This window comes from Streptomyces sp. CLCI03 (genome assembly GCF_053615355.1).
The window spans coordinates 2,069,956-2,088,743 of sequence record NZ_CM132132.1 but is presented as its reverse complement, the minus strand read 5'-3'; the positions used below and the strand labels follow the sequence as shown (position 1 = coordinate 2,088,743).

Here is an 18,788-nt window from a genome sequence, read left to right as displayed (position 1 = left end):
AGTGCCTCCGTCGAACGGTGCGGGCACCCTACCGCTCTCCGACGCGGGGGGAGGGGCAGGTCTTCACCTGCGGACGGCCCGGGTGAATCGGCTCGTTCGGCGGCGAGGCCGTACGCGCCTCCGCTTCAATGGCCACCATGGAACTCCGCGAGAAGCACCCGTGGGCGGCCGCCCACCACAGGGTCGGCACGGCTTCCGCACGGGGTGAGTGCACCTGGGGAGCTCCGTGCTCCCTCCCCGCGGCGTGGAGCGTGCGGGTCGGCGCCGCCGCCGGCGACAGCTGGTGGGCCGCCTGCCGGGATCACGCCGCCGCGTCCACGGTGCTCTCGCCCGACACCGCCGGCTGATCACCCCACGGATCCGCGGGCCCGGGCCGCCGAAGGCGGCCCAGGGGGACGGGAACCCGTCCTGACCCGCGGCGTGCTCAGATGTCGCGGAAGGTCTCGATCTGGGCACCCACCGAGTTGAGGCGCTCGGCCAGTTCCTCGTAGCCGCGGTTGATCACGTAGACGTTGCGCAGCACCGAGGTGCCCTCGGCCGCCATCATCGCGAGGAGCACGACCACCGCCGGGCGCAGGGCCGGCGGGCACATCATTTCCGCCGCGCGCCAGCGGGTGGGGCCCTCGACCAGGACGCGGTGGGGGTCGAGGAGTTGGAGGCGGCCGCCGAGGCGGTTCAGGTCCGTCAGGTAGATGGCCCGGTTGTCGTACACCCAGTCGTGGATCAGGGTCTGGCCCTGGGCCACGGCGGCGATCGCCGCGAAGAACGGGACGTTGTCGATGTTCAGCCCGGGGAACGGCATCGGGTGGATCTTGTCGATCGGGGCTTCGAGCTTCGAGGGGCGGACCGTGAGGTCGACCAGGCGGGTGCGGCCGTTGTCGGCCGTGTACTCCGCCGAGCGGTCGTGGTCCAGGCCCATCTCCTCCAGGACCGCGAGCTCGATCTCCATGAACTCGATCGGCACCCGGCGGATGGTGAGTTCCGACTCCGTGACGACCGCGGCGGCGAGCAGGCTCATCGCCTCGACCGGGTCCTCGGAGGGGGAGTAGTCGACGTCCACGTCGATGCTCGGGACGCCGTGGACGGTGAGCGTGGTGGTGCCGACGCCGTCGACCCGGACGCCCAGGGCCTCCAGGAAGAAGCACAGGTCCTGGACCATGTAGTTGGAGGAGGCGTTGCGGATGACGGTCACGCCGTCGTGCCGGGCCGCGGCCAGCAGCGCGTTCTCGGTGACGGTGTCCCCGCGCTCGGTCAGCACGATCGGGCGGTCCGGGGAGATCCCGGGGACGACCTTCGCGTGGTAGATCCCCTCGGTCGCGGTGATGTCCAGGCCGAAGCGGCGCAGGGCGATCATGTGCGGCTCGATGGTGCGGGTGCCGAGGTCGCAACCGCCCGCGTACGGGAGGCGGAAGGTCTCCATGCGGTGCAGCAGCGGGCCCAGGAACATGATGATGCTCCGGGTCCGGCGGGCCGCGTCCGCGTCCATCGCCTCCATGTCGAGGCGGGCCGGCGGGATCAGCTCCAGGTCCACGCCGTCATTGATCCAGCGGGTGCGGACGCCGATCGAGCCCAGGACCTCCAGGAGGCGGTAGACCTCTTCGATGCGGGCCACCCGCCGCAGCACCGTACGGCCCTTGTTGAGCAACGAGGCGCAGAGCAGGGCGACACACGCGTTCTTGCTGGTCTTGACGTCGATGGCGCCGGACAGGCGACGGCCGCCCACCACGCGCAGGTGCATCGGGCCGGCGTAGCCCAGGGAGACGATCTCGCTGTCGAGCGCTTCACCGATGCGCGCGATCATCTCAAGGCTGATGTTCTGGTTGCCGCGCTCGATCCGGTTCACCGCGCTCTGGCTGGTGCCGAGGGCGTCGGCGAGCTGACTCTGTGTCCAGCCGCGATGCTGCCGGGCGTCACGGATGAGCTTGCCGATGCGTACGAGGTAGTCGTCTGCCATAGGGGCACGCTATCTCAGATATGAGATGACTCCCGCGCTGGGTGCGGCAAATGGGTGAATTGAGTGGTTGTTACCGACCATCAAGTCCCATCACGGGGCTCCCGTGGGCGTGATGGTCGACGATCCGCCCCAGCAGTCGGGTGAGCTGCTCCCGCTCCTGGGTGGACAGCGGGGCCAGCAGTTCCTCCTGGACCGCCGTGAGGATCTGTTCCAGTTTGCGCAGGTGTCGCCGGCCCTGCGCGGTGAGGGTGACGACGTTGCGCCGGCGGTCCTCGGGGTCCGGGGTCCGCTCCACCAGTTCGCGTGCGGCGAGTTCGTTGATGACGGCGACCAGGTCGCTGCGGTGGATGCCGGTGCGGGCGCTGAGGGTGGCCTGGCTCGCCGGGCCGGACTCCTCCAGGGCGACCAGCGTCGCGTAGTGCCACGTACGGGCGTCCTCCCCGCTCAACCCCTCGGTCACGAGCCGCTGCGCGTGGGTGGAGGCCTGCGCCAGCAGGCGGCTGGGCAGTTCGCGCAGCCGTGCGGGGACGTGAGGGGCGTTCTCTTCCGGGGTCATGGGGCGATGTTATCCATTGCGTTGGTGGCACTAACGATATAACTTCGTTGGTGCCGCAAACGTTAGTCACTCCAACGATTACTGGAAAGGGCCTCCCATGCCCACGATCGACGTACTCGACTCGACGATGTACTACGAGGACCACGGCGGCGACCGCGCGCTTCCCGGCGGCGTGCCCTTCGTGTTCCTGCACGGCAACCCGACCTCCTCCCACCTCTGGCGGGGCGTCCTGCCCCGGATCGCGGGCGGGGTCCGCGTCCTGGCCCCGGACCTCATCGGGATGGGACGCTCCGGAAAGCCGGGCGGGGAGTACCGCTTCGAGGACCACGCCCGCTACCTGGACGCCTGGTTCGACGCCCTCGGACTCGACGAGGTGGTGCTGGTCGGGCAGGACTGGGGCGGGGCGCTCGCCTTCGACCGGGCCGCCCGCCACCCCGGGCGGGTCCGCGGCGTCGCCTTCATGGAGACGATCGTGCGGCCGCTGAGCTGGGCGCAGTACCCGCCCGCCGCGCGGGCCCGGTTCGAGGCGATCCGCACCCCGGGCGTGGGGGAGGAGATGGTCCTGGACCGGAACGTCTTCATCGAGGACAGCATCCGGCAGACGGTGCTGAACCCGATGGGCGAGGCGGACCGCGCCGTCTACGCCGCCCCCTACCCGACCCGCGAAAGTCGGCTGCCCATGCTGCGGTGGGCCCGCTCGCTGCCCATCGACGGGGATCCGGCCGATGTGCACGCCGTCGTCGAGAAGTACGACGCCTGGCTGGCGGACAGCCCGGAGGTGCCCAAGCTGCTGCTCACCTTCGACGGCTCGCCGGCCCTGATGGTCGGCCCGGAGACGGTCGCCTGGTGCGAGGAGAACGTCTCGGCGCTGGAGAGCGAGTACTGCGGCCGGGCCGCCCACCTCTGCCCCGAGGACCGGCCCGAGGAGATCGCCGCCGCGCTCAACTCCTGGGCCGCCCGCCACGGCCTCGCGGCCGCCGGCTGAGCCCGGCGGCCGAACCCGCGACGGCCGGGCCCCGGTGGGAGCGGCGCCCCGCTCAGTGCTTGCAGGCGTGGTGGCGCCCCCCTGCGTGCACCGTCGCGTACGAGGCCGGGCGCGGGCCCGAGGCGGCGCCCGCCACCCGCGCCGAGGCCGCCTTCCCCGACGCCGAATCCGCGTCGTGCACCACGCGCCCGCCGACCAGGGTCATCCGTACCCCCGTCCCGCTGATGTCGGCCACCGGGCAACGCGTCACGTCCCGGTCCAGCACCACCAGGTCCGCCGCCCGGCCCGGCTCCACCGTGCCGGTCAGCTCCTCCTGGCGCAGCTGCCACGCCGTCCCCGAGGTGTGCATCCGTAGCACCGCCTCCCGGTCGAGACCCTCCAGTTCGCGGTACAGCGGGCCCGCCCCGAAAGCACCCTGGCGGTCGATCGCCGTCCGCAGCTGGTTCCACACCTGAAGGGCGTCCACCGGCCAGTCGGAGCCGCCCGACAGTCGGGCCCCCGCCTTCTGCAAGCTCCGCGCCGGGTACATCCACCGGTGCCGCTCGGGTCCGATGTAGGGCAGCAGTGCCTCCATCGTCCAGGTGTCCTTCGCCGCCCACTGGAGCTGCATGCACGCCGTGACACCCAGTTGGGCGAAGCGCCGCAGGTCCGCCGGGTCCACGAGCTGCAGGTGCGCCACGGCGTTGCGGGCGTCCCGAAGGCCCGTCACCCGTTTGGCGTACGCGTACCCGTCCAAAGCGGTACGTACCGCACGGTCGCCCAGCCCGTGCGCGTGCATCTGCCAGCCCGCCCGGTTGAAGGTGGCGGCGAGCCGCCCGTAGTCCGCCGCCGAGGTGTACAGCTCGCCCCGGTTGTCGGTCGGCCCGCCCTTCCCGTCGAGATAGGGCTTCAGCAGCGCGGCGGTCTGCGCCGGGTACTCGATGACCCCGTCCAGGAACACCTTGACCATCCCGAACCGCAGCCCCCGCACGCCCGAGAACTCCCGCCGCAGGCCCCGCGCGTACGCCAGCGAGCCCGCCGGGTCCTTGGTCTGCTCCGCCTCCAGCCGGATCGCGGGCACGATCCGCTGCGGCAGCTTCCCGGCCGCCGACAGCGCCTGGTACAGCTCCAGTTCGTGCCGTCCCACCAGGGCGTCCATCATCGTCGTGACCCCGGAGGCGGCCGCCAGCTCCAGCACCTTGGCGCAGGCGGCGACCAGGTCGGCCCGGGTGGGCTCCGGGATGTGCCGCCGCACCAGGCCCTGGGCGTCGTCCTTGAGGACGCCCGTCGGCCGCCCGTCCGCGCCCTTGACCACCTTGCCGCCGACCGGGTCGGGGGTGGCCGCCGTGATCCCGGCGATGTCCAGGGCCCGCTGGTTGGCCCACAGGTTGTGGCCGTCGCCGCCGACGAGGGCGATCGGCCGCCGGGTCGCCAGCGCGTCCAGCATCGAGTGGTGGGGGTTGGTGCCCGTGGGGAGCAGCCCGACCGGATTCCAGTCCTCGACCACCAGCCAGGCGTCGGGTTCCGCGCCCGCGCCGCCCGTGTCGGCGAGGAAGCCGGTCAGGATCTCCTGGAGCTCGGCCAAGGTGGTCTCGGCGCCCTCCAGCGAGGGGGACAGCGAGCGCTCGCCCGCGCCGAGCGGGTGGACGTGGCCGTCGTGGATACCGCTCATGACGGTGTTGCCACGGGCGTCGACGACCTCGGTGTCCCGGCCCACGTGGCGGCGCAGCGCCGCGTTCGTCCCGGTGGCCCAGATCTTCCCGTCCCGGCCGACCGCGACGGCCTCGACGCGCGCCCGGCCGCCGGTCCCGGTGAACACCGAGGCGTTGTGGACCACCAGGGCCGCCGAACCGCGCCGGGTGGAGGAGGGGGCCGAGGGTGTGGGGGAGGCGGCGGCAGGGGAGGCCCCCAGCAGGCCGGCCGCCCCGGCGACCCCGGTGATGCCGGCGGCCGCGAGGAGTCCCCGGCGGGACAGGTGCGAAGAAGACGTCATGCCCACTCCAAACGTTGGTGTGGCCAGGACACTGTTTGATTAACCGCTTAACCAGAAGCCGCCTCCACCGACGAAATCCGTACGATGGCCGCGTGCCAGAGCACCCACCCGCGCCGGGACCGACCCTCGCCGACATCGCGCGCGCCGCCGAGGTGTCCACCGCGACCGTCTCCCACGCGCTCAACGGCACCGGCCGCCTCGGCGAGTCCACCCGGCGCCGGGTCCGCGAGGTGGCGGGCGCGCTCGGCTACGGTGCCCGCCGCGGCCCGCGCACCCGCAGCCTCGGTGTCGCGGTGACCACGTACGCGGGGGACGCCTGGGACTTCGTCGGGATCGCCTACTTCTCCCGCCTGCTCACCGCCGCGACCTCGGCCGCGCACGCGCACGGGTACGCCCTGACCACCCTGCCCGCCGACCGGGGCGCCGAGCCGCTGTGGCACACGCTCGCCGTGGACGGGATGCTGCTGCTCGACAGCCCGGCCGGTGACCCGGTGCTGCGGGCCCTACGGGCGCGGGGTCTGCCGGTGGTCTTCGACGGCCGGCCGCCCGACCCCTGGCCGGCGGACGTCTGGGTGGACAACGACCACACCACGACCACCCGCGAGGTGCTCGACCACCTCGCCGCCTCCGGAGCCCGGCGGATCGCCCTGCACTCGGGCTACGGGCGCGAGTTCTACACGGGGGCCGTCACCTCGACCTACGAACAGTGGTGCGCGGAGCGCGGCCTGGCTCCGCTGCTGGTCCCCTTCGACCCCGAGGACACGGCGGGACACGCCTTCGACCCCGCCTTCGCCGGGCCGGACCGCCCCGACGCCGTGTACTGCGTGTACGACCCGGGGGGCCACCAGGTGCTGGCCGCCGCCGCGCGCCACGGCCTCCGCATACCCGGCACGCCCGGCATCCCCGGCACGCCCGAGGAGCCCGGCGCCCCGGGGCACGACAGGGGGCTGCTGCTGGTCTGCGCGAGCGAGGATCCGGCGTACGCGGAGACCGAACCCGCCGTGACCACCGTCACCCTGAATCCGGAGCGGATCGCCGCTTCGGCGGTGTCTGTCCTGGTCAACCTGATCGAATCCGGGCATGCGGAACCGCCTGGTCAACGGATGGTCCCGGCAGGACTGCGAGTGCGCGCCTCGTCCCTCCCCCCGGACATGTACTAGAGTTATCTCGACATCGAGATATCTGCCGAAGGCGTACCGCAGCCGCCCCCGCTGGTAAGGGTTACCTAACTTAGCCCTACCTTAGCGGATTGGCCAAGGGGCGTGGCGGCAGGATTGCGGTAATACGCGCGAATTCATGCATGAAGGAGACTGTCGTGTCGGCGAACAGCTTCGACGCCCGCAGCACGCTGCAGGTGGGCGACGAGTCGTACGAGATCTTCAAGCTGGACAAGGTCGAGGGCTCCGCCCGCCTTCCCTACAGCCTGAAGGTCCTGCTGGAGAACCTGCTTCGCACCGAGGACGGCGCGAACATCACCGCCGACCACATCCGGTCGCTCGGTAACTGGGACTCGCAGGCCCAGCCCAGCGAGGAGATCCAGTTCACGCCGGCCCGCGTGATCATGCAGGACTTCACCGGCGTCCCCTGCGTCGTGGACCTCGCCACCATGCGTGAGGCCGTCAAGGCCCTCGGCGGCGACCCGGCGAAGATCAACCCGCTCTCGCCCGCCGAGATGGTCATCGACCACTCGGTCATCGCCGACAAGTTCGGCACGAAGGACGCCTTCGCGCAGAACGTCGAGCTGGAGTACGGCCGCAACAAGGAGCGCTACCAGTTCCTGCGCTGGGGCCAGACCGCCTTCGACGACTTCAAGGTCGTCCCCCCGGGCACCGGCATCGTCCACCAGGTCAACATCGAGCACCTGGCCCGCACGGTCATGGTGCGTAACGGCCAGGCGTACCCCGACACCCTCGTCGGCACCGACTCGCACACCACCATGGTCAACGGCCTGGGCGTGCTGGGCTGGGGCGTCGGCGGCATCGAGGCCGAGGCCGCGATGCTCGGCCAGCCGGTCTCCATGCTGATCCCGCGCGTCGTGGGCTTCAAGCTGACCGGCGAGCTGCCGACCGGCACCACCGCCACCGACCTGGTGCTGACCATCACCGAGATGCTCCGCAAGCACGGCGTCGTCGGCAAGTTCGTCGAGTTCTACGGTGAGGGCGTCGCCGCCACCTCCCTCGCGAACCGCGCCACCATCGGCAACATGTCGCCGGAGTTCGGCTCCACCGCCGCGATCTTCCCGATCGACGACGAGACCCTGAAGTACCTGCGCCTGACCGGCCGCGACGCCCAGCAGGTCGCGCTCGTCGAGGCGTACGCCAAGGAGCAGGGTCTGTGGCTGGACCCGGCCGCCGAGCCGGACTTCTCCGAGAAGCTGGAGCTCGACCTCTCCACGGTCGTCCCCTCCATCGCCGGTCCGAAGCGCCCGCAGGACCGCATCGTCCTGGCCAACGCCTCCCAGCAGTTCGCGCAGGACGTGCGCAACTACGTCAGCGACGACGAGGAGGCCGGCAAGGAGTCCTTCCCGGCGTCCGACGCCCCGGCGTCCTCCAACGGTGTGCCGACCAAGCCCACCCTGGTGACCCTGGCCGACGGCACCTCCTTCGAGATCGACCACGGCGCCGTCACCGTCGCCGCGATCACCTCCTGCACCAACACCTCGAACCCCTACGTCATGGTCGCCGCGGCGCTCGTGGCCAAGAAGGCGTCCGAGAAGGGCCTGACCCGCAAGCCGTGGGTCAAGACCACCCTGGCCCCGGGCTCGAAGGTCGTCACCGACTACTTCGACAAGGCCGGCCTGACCCCGTACCTCGACAAGATGGGCTTCAACCTCGTCGGGTACGGCTGCACCACCTGCATCGGCAACTCCGGTCCGCTGGACGAGGAGATCTCGAAGGCGATCAACGAGGCCGACCTCGCCGTCACCTCGGTGCTCTCGGGCAACCGCAACTTCGAGGGTCGCATCAACCCCGACGTCAAGATGAACTACCTGGCCTCCCCGCCGCTGGTCGTCGCGTACGCCATCGCGGGCTCCATGAAGGTGGACATCACCAAGGACGCCCTGGGCACCGACACCGACGGCAAGCCGGTCTTCCTCGCGGACATCTGGCCCTCCGAGGCCGAGGTCAACGACGTCGTGGCGAACGCCATCGGCGAGGACATGTTCAGCAAGTCCTACCAGGACGTCTTCGCGGGCGACGCCCAGTGGCAGGCGCTGTCGATCCCGACGGGCAACACCTTCGAGTGGGACCCGCAGTCGACCTACGTCCGCAAGCCCCCTTACTTCGAGGGCATGACGATGGAGACCACCCCGGTCTCCGACATCGCCGGTGCGCGCGTGCTGGCGAAGCTGGGCGACTCGGTCACCACCGACCACATCTCCCCGGCCGGTGCGATCAAGGCCGACACCCCGGCCGGCAAGTACCTCACCGAGCACGGTGTCGAGCGTCGCGACTTCAACTCGTACGGTTCCCGCCGTGGCAACCACGAGGTCATGATCCGCGGCACCTTCGCCAACATCCGCCTGCGCAACCAGATCGCGCCGGGCACCGAGGGCGGCTTCACCCGCGACTTCACCGTCGACGGCGCGCCGGTCTCCTTCATCTACGACGCCTCGCAGAACTACCAGGCCGCCGGCATCCCGCTGGTCATCCTGGCGGGCAAGGAGTACGGCTCCGGCTCGTCCCGCGACTGGGCCGCCAAGGGCACCGCGCTGCTCGGCGTCAAGGCCGTCATCGCCGAGTCCTACGAGCGCATCCACCGCTCGAACCTGATCGGCATGGGTGTCCTCCCGCTGCAGTTCCCGGAGGGTGCCACCGCGGCCTCCCTGGGTCTGACCGGCGAGGAGACCTTCTCCTTCACCGGTGTGGAGGAGCTGAACAACGGCACCACCCCGCGCACGGTCAAGGTGACCACCGACACCGGCGTGGAATTCGACGCGGTCGTCCGCATCGACACGCCGGGTGAGGCGGACTACTACCGCAACGGCGGCATCATGCAGTTCGTGCTCCGGAACCTCATCCGCGGCTGAACCACCGCATAGGCGCCGAAGGGCCGTATCCCCGTCGAGGGGGTACGGCCCTTCCGTTCGTCCGGCGGCGTGTCCATGTGACGGACAGGTCTCAACTCGGAAAAACTGGTGGCCAGAAATGTGCATGATCTTGCTCACACGAGCGCGAGTGGACTATACCTGTGCCCGTCCGGATCACCGCGAGACGAGCGGCTCCGGGCCGGGGGGTGGGCGGGGACCTGTGGTGATGTCCGCATGCACGGTCACCACCGTGAATCTCCGGCCTCCTTCACACTTCTGACGAAGGCGAGGACATGAGCATGGGATCCACTGGTGAGGGCCTCGGACGCCGCGACCTGATCAAGCGCTCCGCAGCACTCGGACTGATCACGGTGCCGACGATGAGCTTCCTGTCCGCCTGTGCCTCCGGCGGCGAGGAGAACTCCACGAAGGGCCCGGCCAAGGCGCCGGTGACCAAGGAGAACCCCTTCGGCGTCGCCAAGGGCGGCAAGCTGGACGTCGTCGTCTTCAAGGGCGGGTTCGGCGACGACTACGCGAAGGCCTGGGAGGCCGCCTTCGACAAGAAGTGGGGCACCACCAGCTCCCACCTGGGCACCCAGGAGATCACCGCCAAGCTCCAGCCCCGCTTCAACGCCGGGAACCCGCCGGACGTCGTCGACGACTCCGGCGCCCAGCAGATCAAGCTGGACGTGCTCGCCAAGGGCGACCAGCTCGCCGACCTCACCGCCGTCCTCGACTCGCCCTCGCTCGACGACCCGACCAAGAAGGTGCGCGACACCCTGGTCGAAGGGGCCTACGAACAGGGCCTGCAGGGCGGCAAGTTCGTCGTGCTGAAGTACGTCTACGCCGTGTTCGGCTTCTGGTACTCCGGCAAGCTCTTCAAGGAGAAGGGCTGGGCGCCGCCGAAGACCTGGGACGAGTTCCTGGCCGTCTGCGCCAAGGCCAAGGAAGCCGGCATCGGCGGCCTCGCCCACCAGGGCAAGTTCCCGTACTACATCAACGTCGTCATCATGGACCTGATCGCCAAGAAGGGCGGTCTGGACGCCATGAAGGCGATCGACAACCTGGAGCCGAACGCCTTCGAGGGCAACCCGGCCGCCCTCGCCGCGGTCGAGGCGGTCTACGAGGTGGTGGAGAAGGGCCTCCTGATGCCCGGCACCAACGGCCTCACCCACACGGAGTCACAGACCGCCTGGAACCAGTACAAGGCCGCCTTCATCCCCTCCGGCTCCTGGCTGGAGAACGAGCAGCTGAAGCAGACCCCGGAGGACTTCGACATGAAGTTCCTGCCGATGCCGCTGCTCGCCGACAGCAAACTGCCCTTCGAGGCCATCCGGGCCGGCGTCGACGAGCCCTTCATCGTCCCGGAGAAGGCCGCCAACAAGGCCGCGGGCTTCGAGTTCCTCCGCTCGATGCTGTCCCGCGAATGGTCGACGATCTTCGCCCAGCAGGCGAACTCGCTCACGGTCGTCAAGGACGGGGTGGACCCGAGCGTGAAGCTGCGGCCGGGCACCCAGTCGGCGGTCGAGGCGCTCAAGGCCGCGGGCAGCAACACCTTCAGCTACCGCTACCCCGACTGGTACAGCGAAATGGACACCGAGATCCAGAACGCGTCCAATGAGCTCATGGCGCAGCGGATTCAGCCGAAGGAGTGGATCAAGCGGGCCCAGGCCGCGGTGGACAAGGCGGCCAAGGACCCGAACGCCAAGAACAACAAGCGCGCCTGACCCCGCAGGGACGGACACCATGAGCCAAGTAGCCCGGAGGAAGGGGCGGGCCGGTTTCATCACCGGCTTCCTCTTCGCACCCCTCGCGCTGTACCTGACCTTCGTCATCTGGCCCTACGTACAGACGTTCGGGTACTCCTTCACCAACTGGAGCGGCCAGTCCCCGACGTTCGACTTCGTCGGCATGGACAACTACGCGACGTTGCTGTCGGACGAGGTCTTCCGCGGCGCCCTCTGGCACAACCTGCTGCTCCTGGTGTTCGTCCCGCTCGTCACCATCCTGCTCGCCCTCTTCTTCGCCTTCATGGTGAACGCGGGCGGGCGCGGCGGGGCCGGCGGAGTGCAGGGAGTCGGCGGATCGCGCTTCTACAAGGTCGTCTACTTCTTCCCCCAGGTCCTCTCCCTCGCCATCCTCTCCGTGCTCTTCGGCGCGATCTACCGCAGCGACGAGGGCGGCCTGCTCAACGGCTTCCTGACCAGGATCGGCGTGATCGACGCCGCCCACCCGGTCGAATGGCTCAACGAGCCGAACCTCGTCCTGTGGTGCCTGCTCCTCGTCGTCGTCTGGCACGGCGTCGGCTTCTACCTCGTGCTGTTCTCCGCCGCCATGCAGTCCGTCCCCAAGGACATCTACGAGGCCGCGCTGCTCGACGGCGCCGGGCGCGCCCAGACCTTCTTCAAGGTCACGCTGCCCCTGCTGTGGGACTCGGTGCAGACCTCGGCGGTCTACCTGGGCATCGCCGCCATGGACATGTTCGTGCTGGTGTCGACCATGACCTCGGGCCAGTTCGGTGGCGGACCCGACCACCACAGCGAGGTCATGTCGACGGTGCTGATGCGCAACTTCCTCTACTTCGGCAAGAGTGGGTACGCCTGCGCCATGGGCGTGGTCATGCTCGCCCTGACCATGATCCTCTCCGTCATCACGCTGCGCGCCACCCGCCGCGAGCGCATCGAGTTCTGAGCGGAGTTTCCACGATGACTGCACAGTCCACAGTGATCAAGGCTCCCGGCGAGAAGGCCGCGGAGCGGGCCGGCGGCGCCGGACGGCCGGGGAAGCGGGCGGGGCGCCGATCCGAGGGCATGGCCCTCAACGTCTTCTCGCACGGCTTCCTGGTCGTCTGGGCGATCATGATCGTGCTGCCCCTGCTCTGGCTGGCGCTCGGTGCCTTCAAGACCGACGCGCAGATCGGCGGCTCGGCCCTGAGCTGGCCCTCCAACTGGCACTTCGACGCCTTCGGGCGGGCCTGGACGAAGGGCATCGGAGGCTATTTCGCCAACACCCTCATCGTGCTGGTGTTCTCGGTCCCGCTGACCATGCTGTTCGGCTCCATGGCCGCGTACGTGCTGGCCCGCTACCCCTTCACGGGTAACCGGCTCATCTACTACTTCTTCGTCAGCGGGGCGATGTTCCCCGTCTTCCTGGCGCTCGTACCGCTCTTCTTCATGGTCAAGCGCTTCGACATGCTGAACACCTACCAGGGCCTGATCCTGGTGTACGTCGCCTACTCGATGCCCTTCACCGTCTTCTTCATGCACTCCTTCTTCCGGACGCTGCCGACGGCGATCCACGAGGCGGCGGTCATCGACGGGGCCTCCGACACCCGGATCTTCTTCCAGGTGATGCTGCCGATGGCCAAGCCCGGTCTGATCAGCGTCGGGATCTTCAACATCCTGGGCCAGTGGAACCAGTACATCCTGCCCGCCGTGCTGATGCAGCCGCAGACCAGCGCCGACCCCGAGCGGTACATGCTCACCCAGGGGCTCATCCAGCTCCAGTACCAGATGGGCTACGAGACGGACCTGCCGGTGCTGTTCGCCGGCGCCACCATCGCCATGGTTCCGATGCTGGTGGTCTACCTCTCCTTCCAGCGCCAGATCCAGTCGGGCCTCACCTCGGCGACCCTGAAGTAGAGCCTCAGGGCCGGGTCCCGTCAGGAGCCTTGTTCAGCCTGTAGAGGTATCCGGGACCCGGATCGCCGATCTGCCGGACGATCCGGGGGTTCTCGGCGGTGCCGCCGACGTCCCACACGGGCAAGGTGCACCCGGGGATGTCGATGCGCACCTTCTGCGCCCGGACGTCCGGGCCGCCCTCGTAGACCCAGGTCCCGGAGCCCCAGCAGCCCGGGTACGGGTCGTAGGGGTAGTCGAAGGCGAAGCGCCTGCCGACGCCGGTGGCGGTGACCCGGCCGTCCGAGGTGAAGACCAGGTCGTGGCCCATGCCGTCGTTCCAGAGGCCGACCATGGTCTGCGGCCCGATCCTCGGCGGCTCGTACGCGGGCAACAGGCCGACGGCCAGCCCGAGCGCGCCGAACAGCCCCGTCCCCACCACCACACCCGTGCCCCACCGCGCCACCCGCCCCAGCAGCCGGTCGTCCCGGGGCAGGGCGATCAGCGCGCCCGCCGAGAGCGAGGCCGTGGCCGAGACCCAGAAGAGCAGCGTGGCCCGCGCCTGCGTGTCGTTGTACGTCGCGTAGCCGAAGACGGGCGGCGTCAGCAGGGCCGCCACGATCAGCGGCGCCGACCACCAGGCCGCGTGCCTGCCGAGCCATCGGCCGAGGAGGTCGGCCAGCGCGACCGCCGGCAGGACGAAGACCAGCGACAGCAGGAAGGAGATGAAGCCGATGAGGGGCACGGTGGCGACCAGGTCCGCCCCGATCTCGACCCAGTCCGGGCCCCTGTCCGGCGGCGGCTGCGTGTGTACGTACAGCACGACCACCACGACCGTGAGCGCGACCTCCAGGAGTCCCACCAGCGTCGAGACCACCAGCACGACTGCGTACGACCGTTTCTGATGCACGATCAACCCCCCTCGTGGCACGGCGAACCCACGGTCCGCCCGGCCGGCGACGTCCTGCAGTCATAGTGCCGGCCGGACTGAACGTGTTCAATTCATTCTCCTACAGCCAGGTGCCGAAGCGGCGGATGTACCAGGTCTTCACGAGCTGGGTGAGCGTGCAGTACGCGAGCAGCACGCCGATCAGCCACGGGAAGTAGCTCGCCGGCAGGGCCACGAAGCCCAGCGAGGACGCCAGCGGCGAGAAGGGCAGCCAGAGCCCGGTCAGCACCGCGAGGACGGTCATGACCATCACCGGCCAGGAGGCGCGGGACTGGATGAAGGGGATCTTCCGGGTGCGGATCATGTGGACGATCAGGGTCTGCGAGAGCAGGCCCTCGACGAACCAGCCGGACTGGAAGAGGGACTGGCTCGCCTCGCTGTTCGCCGCGAACACGTGCCACATGATCAGGAACATCGCGATGTCGAAGATCGAGCTGATCGGGCCGATCGTGACCATGAAGCGGCCGATGCCCTTGGCGTCCCAGTTGCGGGGCCTGCGCACGTACTCCTCGTCCATCCGGTCCCACGGGGTGGCCAGCTGGGCGATGTCGTAGACCAGGTTCTGGACCAGCAGCATGATCGCGAGCATCGGCTGGAAGGGGATGAAGGCGCTCGCGACCAGGACGGAGAAGACGTTGCCGAAGTTCGACGACGCCGTCATCTTGATGTACTTGATCGTGTTGCCGAAGGTGGTGCGGCCCTGGAGGACGCCCTGCTCCAGGACGGTGAGGTCCTTCTCCAGCAGGATGATGTCGGCCGACTCCTTGGCGATGTCCACGGCGGTGTCCACCGAGATGCCGACGTCGGCGTCGCGCAGCGCGGCCGCGTCGTTGATGCCGTCGCCGAGGAATCCGACGGTGTGGCCGCCGGCCTGCAGGGCCCGGACGATCCGGGCCTTCTGGACCGGGTTGACCTTGGCGAAGACCGTCGTACGGGCGGCCAGCGCGCGCAGTTCGGTGTCGTCCAGGTCGTCGGTCTCGGGGCCGAGCACCACCTGGCCGACGTCGATGCCGACATCGGCGCAGACCCGGGCGGCGACGAGGTCGTTGTCGCCGGTGACCACCTTCACCGCGATGCCCTTGTCGGCCAGGCCCTGGAGGGCTCGGGCCGCGTCGGCCTTCGGCGGGTCGAGGAAGGCGAGGAAGCCGACCAGCGTCAGCCCCTCCTCGTCGGCGACCGTGTAGGTCTCGCGCGGGCTGTCGATCGTGCGGGTGGCGACGGCGAGGACGCGCAGGCCCTGACGGTTGTTGTCCTCGGCGATCCGGGCGACGTGCCACCGCAGCTGCTCGGTCAGCTCGACCGTCTCCCCGCGGTCCGTCATGTGCGTGCAGAGGTCCAGGACCTCTTCGACGGCACCCTTGGTGATCATGATGTGCTCGCGCCGTCCGAAGTCGCCGACCAGGGAGTTGCGGGAGAGGACCACGGACATCCGGCGTCGGGCGAAGTCGAAGGGGATCTCGTCGACCATCGAGAACCGTGCGTCGACGACAACCTCCTCGGCCTCGTCGACGCGGTCGATGACCGCTTGGTCCATCAGGTTCTTCAGGCCGGTCTGGAAGCGCGAGTTGAGGTAGCCGTACTCCAGCACCTCGCCGTCCTCGTGGCCGTGCACGTCCAGGTAGCGGTCCAAGGCGATCCGGTCCTCGGTGAGGGTGCCGGTCTTGTCCGTGCAGAGCACGTCCATCGCGCCCAGGTTCTGGATCGCGTTCAGTCGCTTGACGACCACCTTCCGCCTGGACATGGCCACCGCGCCGCGCGCCAGGTTGGCGGAGACGACCATCGGCAGCATCTCGGGGGTCAGTCCGACGGCGACGGCGATGCCGAAGAGGAGGGCCTCGTCCCGGTCGCCCTTGGTGAAGCCGTTGATCATGAAGACGACCGGGACCATCACCAGCATGAAGCGGATCAGCAGGAAGCTGACCTTGCGCACGCCGGTGTCGAAGTTGGTCTGCGGGCGCTCGCCGACGAGCGAGCCGGCCATCGAACCGAAGTAGGTGTCGGCGCCGGTGGCGACGACCACCCCGGTGGCGGTGCCGGAGGTGACCGAGGTACCCATCAGGGCCAGGTTGTCGGCCTCCACCGGGTCCGTGGTCCCCTGCCCGCCGAGGTCCGGAGTGCGGGTGTCGGCCTTGGCCACCGGCAGGGACTCGCCGGACAGCGCGGCCTGGCCGACATTGAGGTCCTTGGCGGTGACGATCCGCAGGTCGGCCGGGATCAGGTCGCCGGCCGCCAGCTTGACCACGTCGCCCGGGACCACCTGGTCCATGGGCACCTCGAACGTGGTGGGCGCGGAGCCGCTGCCGGCTCGGCGCTGCACCGCGCACGTGGTGGTGACGAGCTTCTTCAGCGCGTCGGCGGCGCGGCCCGAGCGGAATTCCTGCCAGAAGCGCAGCAGTCCGCTGATCCCCACCATCACGGAGAGGATGACGACGCCCGGGTCACCGGGGTCCTGCCAGTACATGACCGCCGCGAGGAGGACCAGTACGGCGATGAAGGGGTTCCCGTAGGCCTTGGCCAGCTGGAGGTACCAGCGGGGGGCGCGCTCGTGGGCGACGGTGTTGGAGCCGTGCCGCTCCAGGCGCAGCGCGGCCTCGGCGTGGGTGAGGCCGGCCGAGGAGGTGTCCACCTCCTGAAGGACCTCGACGCCCGAGCGGGCGCTGATCCCGGCGAGCCGCTCGCCGACGAGGCGGGTACGGGCCTGGAGCTCGGCGGCCTTGCGCTCGCGGCGGGAGCGGCCCGGCGGTGCGAGGGTGGTCGGGGTACGGGGGGTGAGCATGGTCATGACGAATACCTCCCTCCACGGTGTCCGGGCAGCGCGGAGCCGCGCGGTCACGTGGAGTGATCATGGGTCGGCGCACGACGGCCCGATGGGCCCGCGGCACGCCGGTGGGCATGGATGACGCACGCCAGGCGGAGTTGGCAGGGCATGCGGAAGGAAGGGAGTGTGGAAGGAGTGAACGCGAAGGAACGCGAAGGAACGCGACGCGATGCGAACGGAACGCGAGCGCGCACGGGGCAGGCGGTCCACCGCTGCCGTGCGTACCCGGAGAGAGGTCAGCCGGTCACAAGGTCAGCCGACGAGAGCAACGAGAGCGCTGCGAGGACTTCGATCGGGACTCATCCCGAACACCTCCTTGCGTAGCGCGGTCATTGCACGACGCCAGGTCCGGCCGAAAGGGCCGCAGAGGACCGGCGTCCCAGCGACCGTAGCACGATCCAACAGCCGCTTCTCTCCCTCTTTGGTCCGGTACCGGCCCTTTCATGCCGTGTCAGCCTCTTGACGTGTGGAGGGGTAAAGGCTCGACTTAAGGTTCACAAGTTGGAGAGATGCCGGGGTCTCGGAGCATGAAGCCGTGACGTGCCCCGGCCGGGGGGCGACGGCTGGCCGTCGCTAATGGGCAGGAGTGGATGAGTCGTGCAGACTCCCGGATCGCAGTCGTCACTGCATCGCGCGAATCTCGAACGGGTCGTGCGGGCGGTGCGGCTCGCGGGATCGCTGACCCAGGCGGAGATCGCCCGCGCCACCGGACTGTCGGCGGCCACGGTCTCCAACATCGTCCGGGAGCTGAAGGACGGCGGGACCGTCGAGGTCACCGACACCTCGGCCGGCGGCCGCCGGGCGCGCAGCGTCTCGCTCAGCGGTGACGCGGGCATCGTCATCGGGGTCGACTTCGGCCACACCCACCTGCGGGTGGCGGTGGGGAACCTGGCCCACCAGGTGCTGGCGGAGGAGTCCGAGCCGCTGGACGTCGACGCGTCCTGGGCGGACGGCTTCGATCGGGCGGAAGCCCTGGTCGGACGCCTGATCGCGGACATCGACGTGGGGCTGGAGAAGGTCATCGGCGTCGGGCTCGGCGTGCCCGGCCCGATCGACGTGGAGTCCGGGACCCTGGGCTCCACCGCGATCCTGCCGGGCTGGGCGGGCATCAATCCCCGCCAGGAGCTCTCGCAGCGCCTCGGGGTGCCCGTGTACGTGGACAACGACGCGAACCTCGGCGCCCTCGGTGAACTCGTTTGGGGGAGTGGGCGGGGAGTGAAGGACCTGGCCTACATCAAGGTGGCCAGCGGCGTCGGCGCGGGCCTGGTGATCAACGGCCAGATCTACCGCGGACCCGGTGGCACGGCGGGCGAGATCGGGCACATCACCCTGGACGAATCGGGGCCGGTCTGCCGCTGCGGCAACCGGGGCTGCCTGGAGACATTCACGGCGGCCCGGTACGTACTCCCGCTGCTCCAGGGCACGCACGGCCCGGAGTTGACGATGGAGCGCGTGGTCGAACTGGCCCGCGAGGGGGACCCGGGCTGCCGCCGGGTGATCACGGACGTGGGTCGGCACATCGGCAGCGGCGTGGCCAGTCTGTGCAACCTCCTGAACCCCAGCCGCGTGGTGCTGGGCGGCTCGTTGGCGGAGGCCGGTGAACTCGTCCTCGCCCCCATCCGTGAATCGGTGGGGAGGTACGCGATCCCCAGCGCGGCCCGGCAGTTGTCGGTGCTGACGGGGAACCTGGGAGGGCGGGCCGAGGTGCTGGGCGCACTGGCCCTGGTCCTCAGCGAGATGGGCGATTCGACACTTTTGTCAGATCATGGAAGTGGAGTGCGAGCTCCAGCCGTCTTGTCTTCAGGTAGATAACGAATGGCACCGTTGTCATCTCGTTAAGAATTCACTCCTTGACGGCAAAACGCGGCCGGGGTTGACTCACATCCACCTCGGCCGCGCCGCTGCGG

Annotated in this window: 13 protein-coding genes; 8 read left to right on the top strand and 5 right to left on the bottom strand. The window is 69.6% G+C overall.

The window, feature by feature from the left end:
* Positions 1-137 precede the first annotated feature (137 nt).
* The gene (locus ACWG52_RS09470) at positions 138-347 is read left to right on the top strand and encodes a hypothetical protein (protein WP_389809392.1); all 210 of its coding nucleotides are present in this window, start codon (positions 138-140) and stop codon (positions 345-347) included.
* A gap of 77 nt (positions 348-424) precedes the next feature.
* Here ACWG52_RS09470 and ACWG52_RS09465 read toward each other — a convergent pair whose 3' ends face one another.
* Both ACWG52_RS09465 and ACWG52_RS09460 read right to left on the bottom strand, forming a co-directional pair.
* Positions 425-1,954: a helix-turn-helix domain-containing protein gene (locus ACWG52_RS09465; protein ID WP_161291952.1), complete on the bottom strand. Its 1,530-nt coding sequence runs from the start codon at positions 1,952-1,954 to the stop codon at positions 425-427.
* Between the two features lie 70 nt (positions 1,955-2,024).
* The gene (locus ACWG52_RS09460; RefSeq protein ID WP_453128435.1) at positions 2,025-2,510 is read right to left on the bottom strand and encodes a MarR family winged helix-turn-helix transcriptional regulator; all 486 of its coding nucleotides are present in this window, start codon (positions 2,508-2,510) and stop codon (positions 2,025-2,027) included.
* Between the two features lie 97 nt (positions 2,511-2,607).
* On the opposite strand from ACWG52_RS09460, the gene ACWG52_RS09455 reads away from it, so the two are divergent.
* Complete coding sequence (locus tag ACWG52_RS09455; RefSeq protein WP_390167565.1) at positions 2,608-3,495, top strand: haloalkane dehalogenase; 888 nt, start codon at positions 2,608-2,610, stop codon at positions 3,493-3,495.
* Positions 3,496-3,547: 52 nt separating this feature from the next.
* Here the strand turns inward: ACWG52_RS09455 and ACWG52_RS09450 are convergent, their stop codons facing one another.
* The gene (locus ACWG52_RS09450) at positions 3,548-5,467 is read right to left on the bottom strand and encodes an amidohydrolase family protein (RefSeq protein ID WP_453128433.1); all 1,920 of its coding nucleotides are present in this window, start codon (positions 5,465-5,467) and stop codon (positions 3,548-3,550) included.
* A 92-nt stretch (positions 5,468-5,559) separates the two neighbouring features.
* Between ACWG52_RS09450 and ACWG52_RS09445 the strand changes: the two genes are divergently transcribed.
* The 5 genes from ACWG52_RS09445 to ACWG52_RS09425 all read left to right on the top strand — a co-directional run bounded on the left by ACWG52_RS09445 (position 5,560) and on the right by ACWG52_RS09425 (position 13,138).
* A complete protein-coding gene (locus ACWG52_RS09445; RefSeq protein ID WP_453128431.1) occupies positions 5,560-6,627 on the top strand; it encodes a LacI family DNA-binding transcriptional regulator in 1,068 nt (355 codons plus the stop codon).
* Positions 6,628-6,782: 155 nt separating this feature from the next.
* On the top strand, positions 6,783-9,497 hold the full coding sequence (gene acnA / locus ACWG52_RS09440; RefSeq protein ID WP_389809375.1) for an aconitate hydratase AcnA: 2,715 nt from the start codon (positions 6,783-6,785) through the stop codon (positions 9,495-9,497).
* A gap of 299 nt (positions 9,498-9,796) precedes the next feature.
* Entirely contained in the window at positions 9,797-11,224 is a 1,428-nt protein-coding gene (gene ngcE, locus ACWG52_RS09435; RefSeq protein ID WP_033217902.1) for an N-acetylglucosamine/diacetylchitobiose ABC transporter substrate-binding protein, read from the top strand.
* Positions 11,225-11,243: 19 nt separating this feature from the next.
* Positions 11,244-12,188: a carbohydrate ABC transporter permease gene (locus ACWG52_RS09430; RefSeq protein WP_375938851.1), complete on the top strand. Its 945-nt coding sequence runs from the start codon at positions 11,244-11,246 to the stop codon at positions 12,186-12,188.
* A 14-nt stretch (positions 12,189-12,202) separates the two neighbouring features.
* On the top strand, positions 12,203-13,138 hold the full coding sequence (locus ACWG52_RS09425) for a carbohydrate ABC transporter permease (RefSeq protein WP_389809370.1): 936 nt from the start codon (positions 12,203-12,205) through the stop codon (positions 13,136-13,138).
* 4 nt (positions 13,139-13,142) lie between these two features.
* Here ACWG52_RS09425 and ACWG52_RS09420 read toward each other — a convergent pair whose 3' ends face one another.
* Positions 13,143-14,024 carry a hypothetical protein gene (locus ACWG52_RS09420; RefSeq protein ID WP_389809368.1) on the bottom strand — a complete coding sequence of 294 codons (882 nt, stop codon included), beginning with the start codon at positions 14,022-14,024 and terminating at the stop codon, positions 13,143-13,145.
* Positions 14,025-14,124: 100 nt separating this feature from the next.
* Positions 14,125-16,845 (bottom strand): magnesium-translocating P-type ATPase, encoded by a 2,721-nt coding sequence (mgtA, locus tag ACWG52_RS09415; protein WP_389809365.1) that lies wholly within the window; start codon positions 16,843-16,845, stop codon positions 14,125-14,127.
* Positions 16,846-17,478: 633 nt separating this feature from the next.
* On the opposite strand from mgtA, the gene ACWG52_RS09410 reads away from it, so the two are divergent.
* Positions 17,479-18,693 (top strand): ROK family transcriptional regulator, encoded by a 1,215-nt coding sequence (locus tag ACWG52_RS09410; RefSeq protein ID WP_390140324.1) that lies wholly within the window; start codon positions 17,479-17,481, stop codon positions 18,691-18,693.
* Positions 18,694-18,788: the final 95 nt, after the last annotated feature.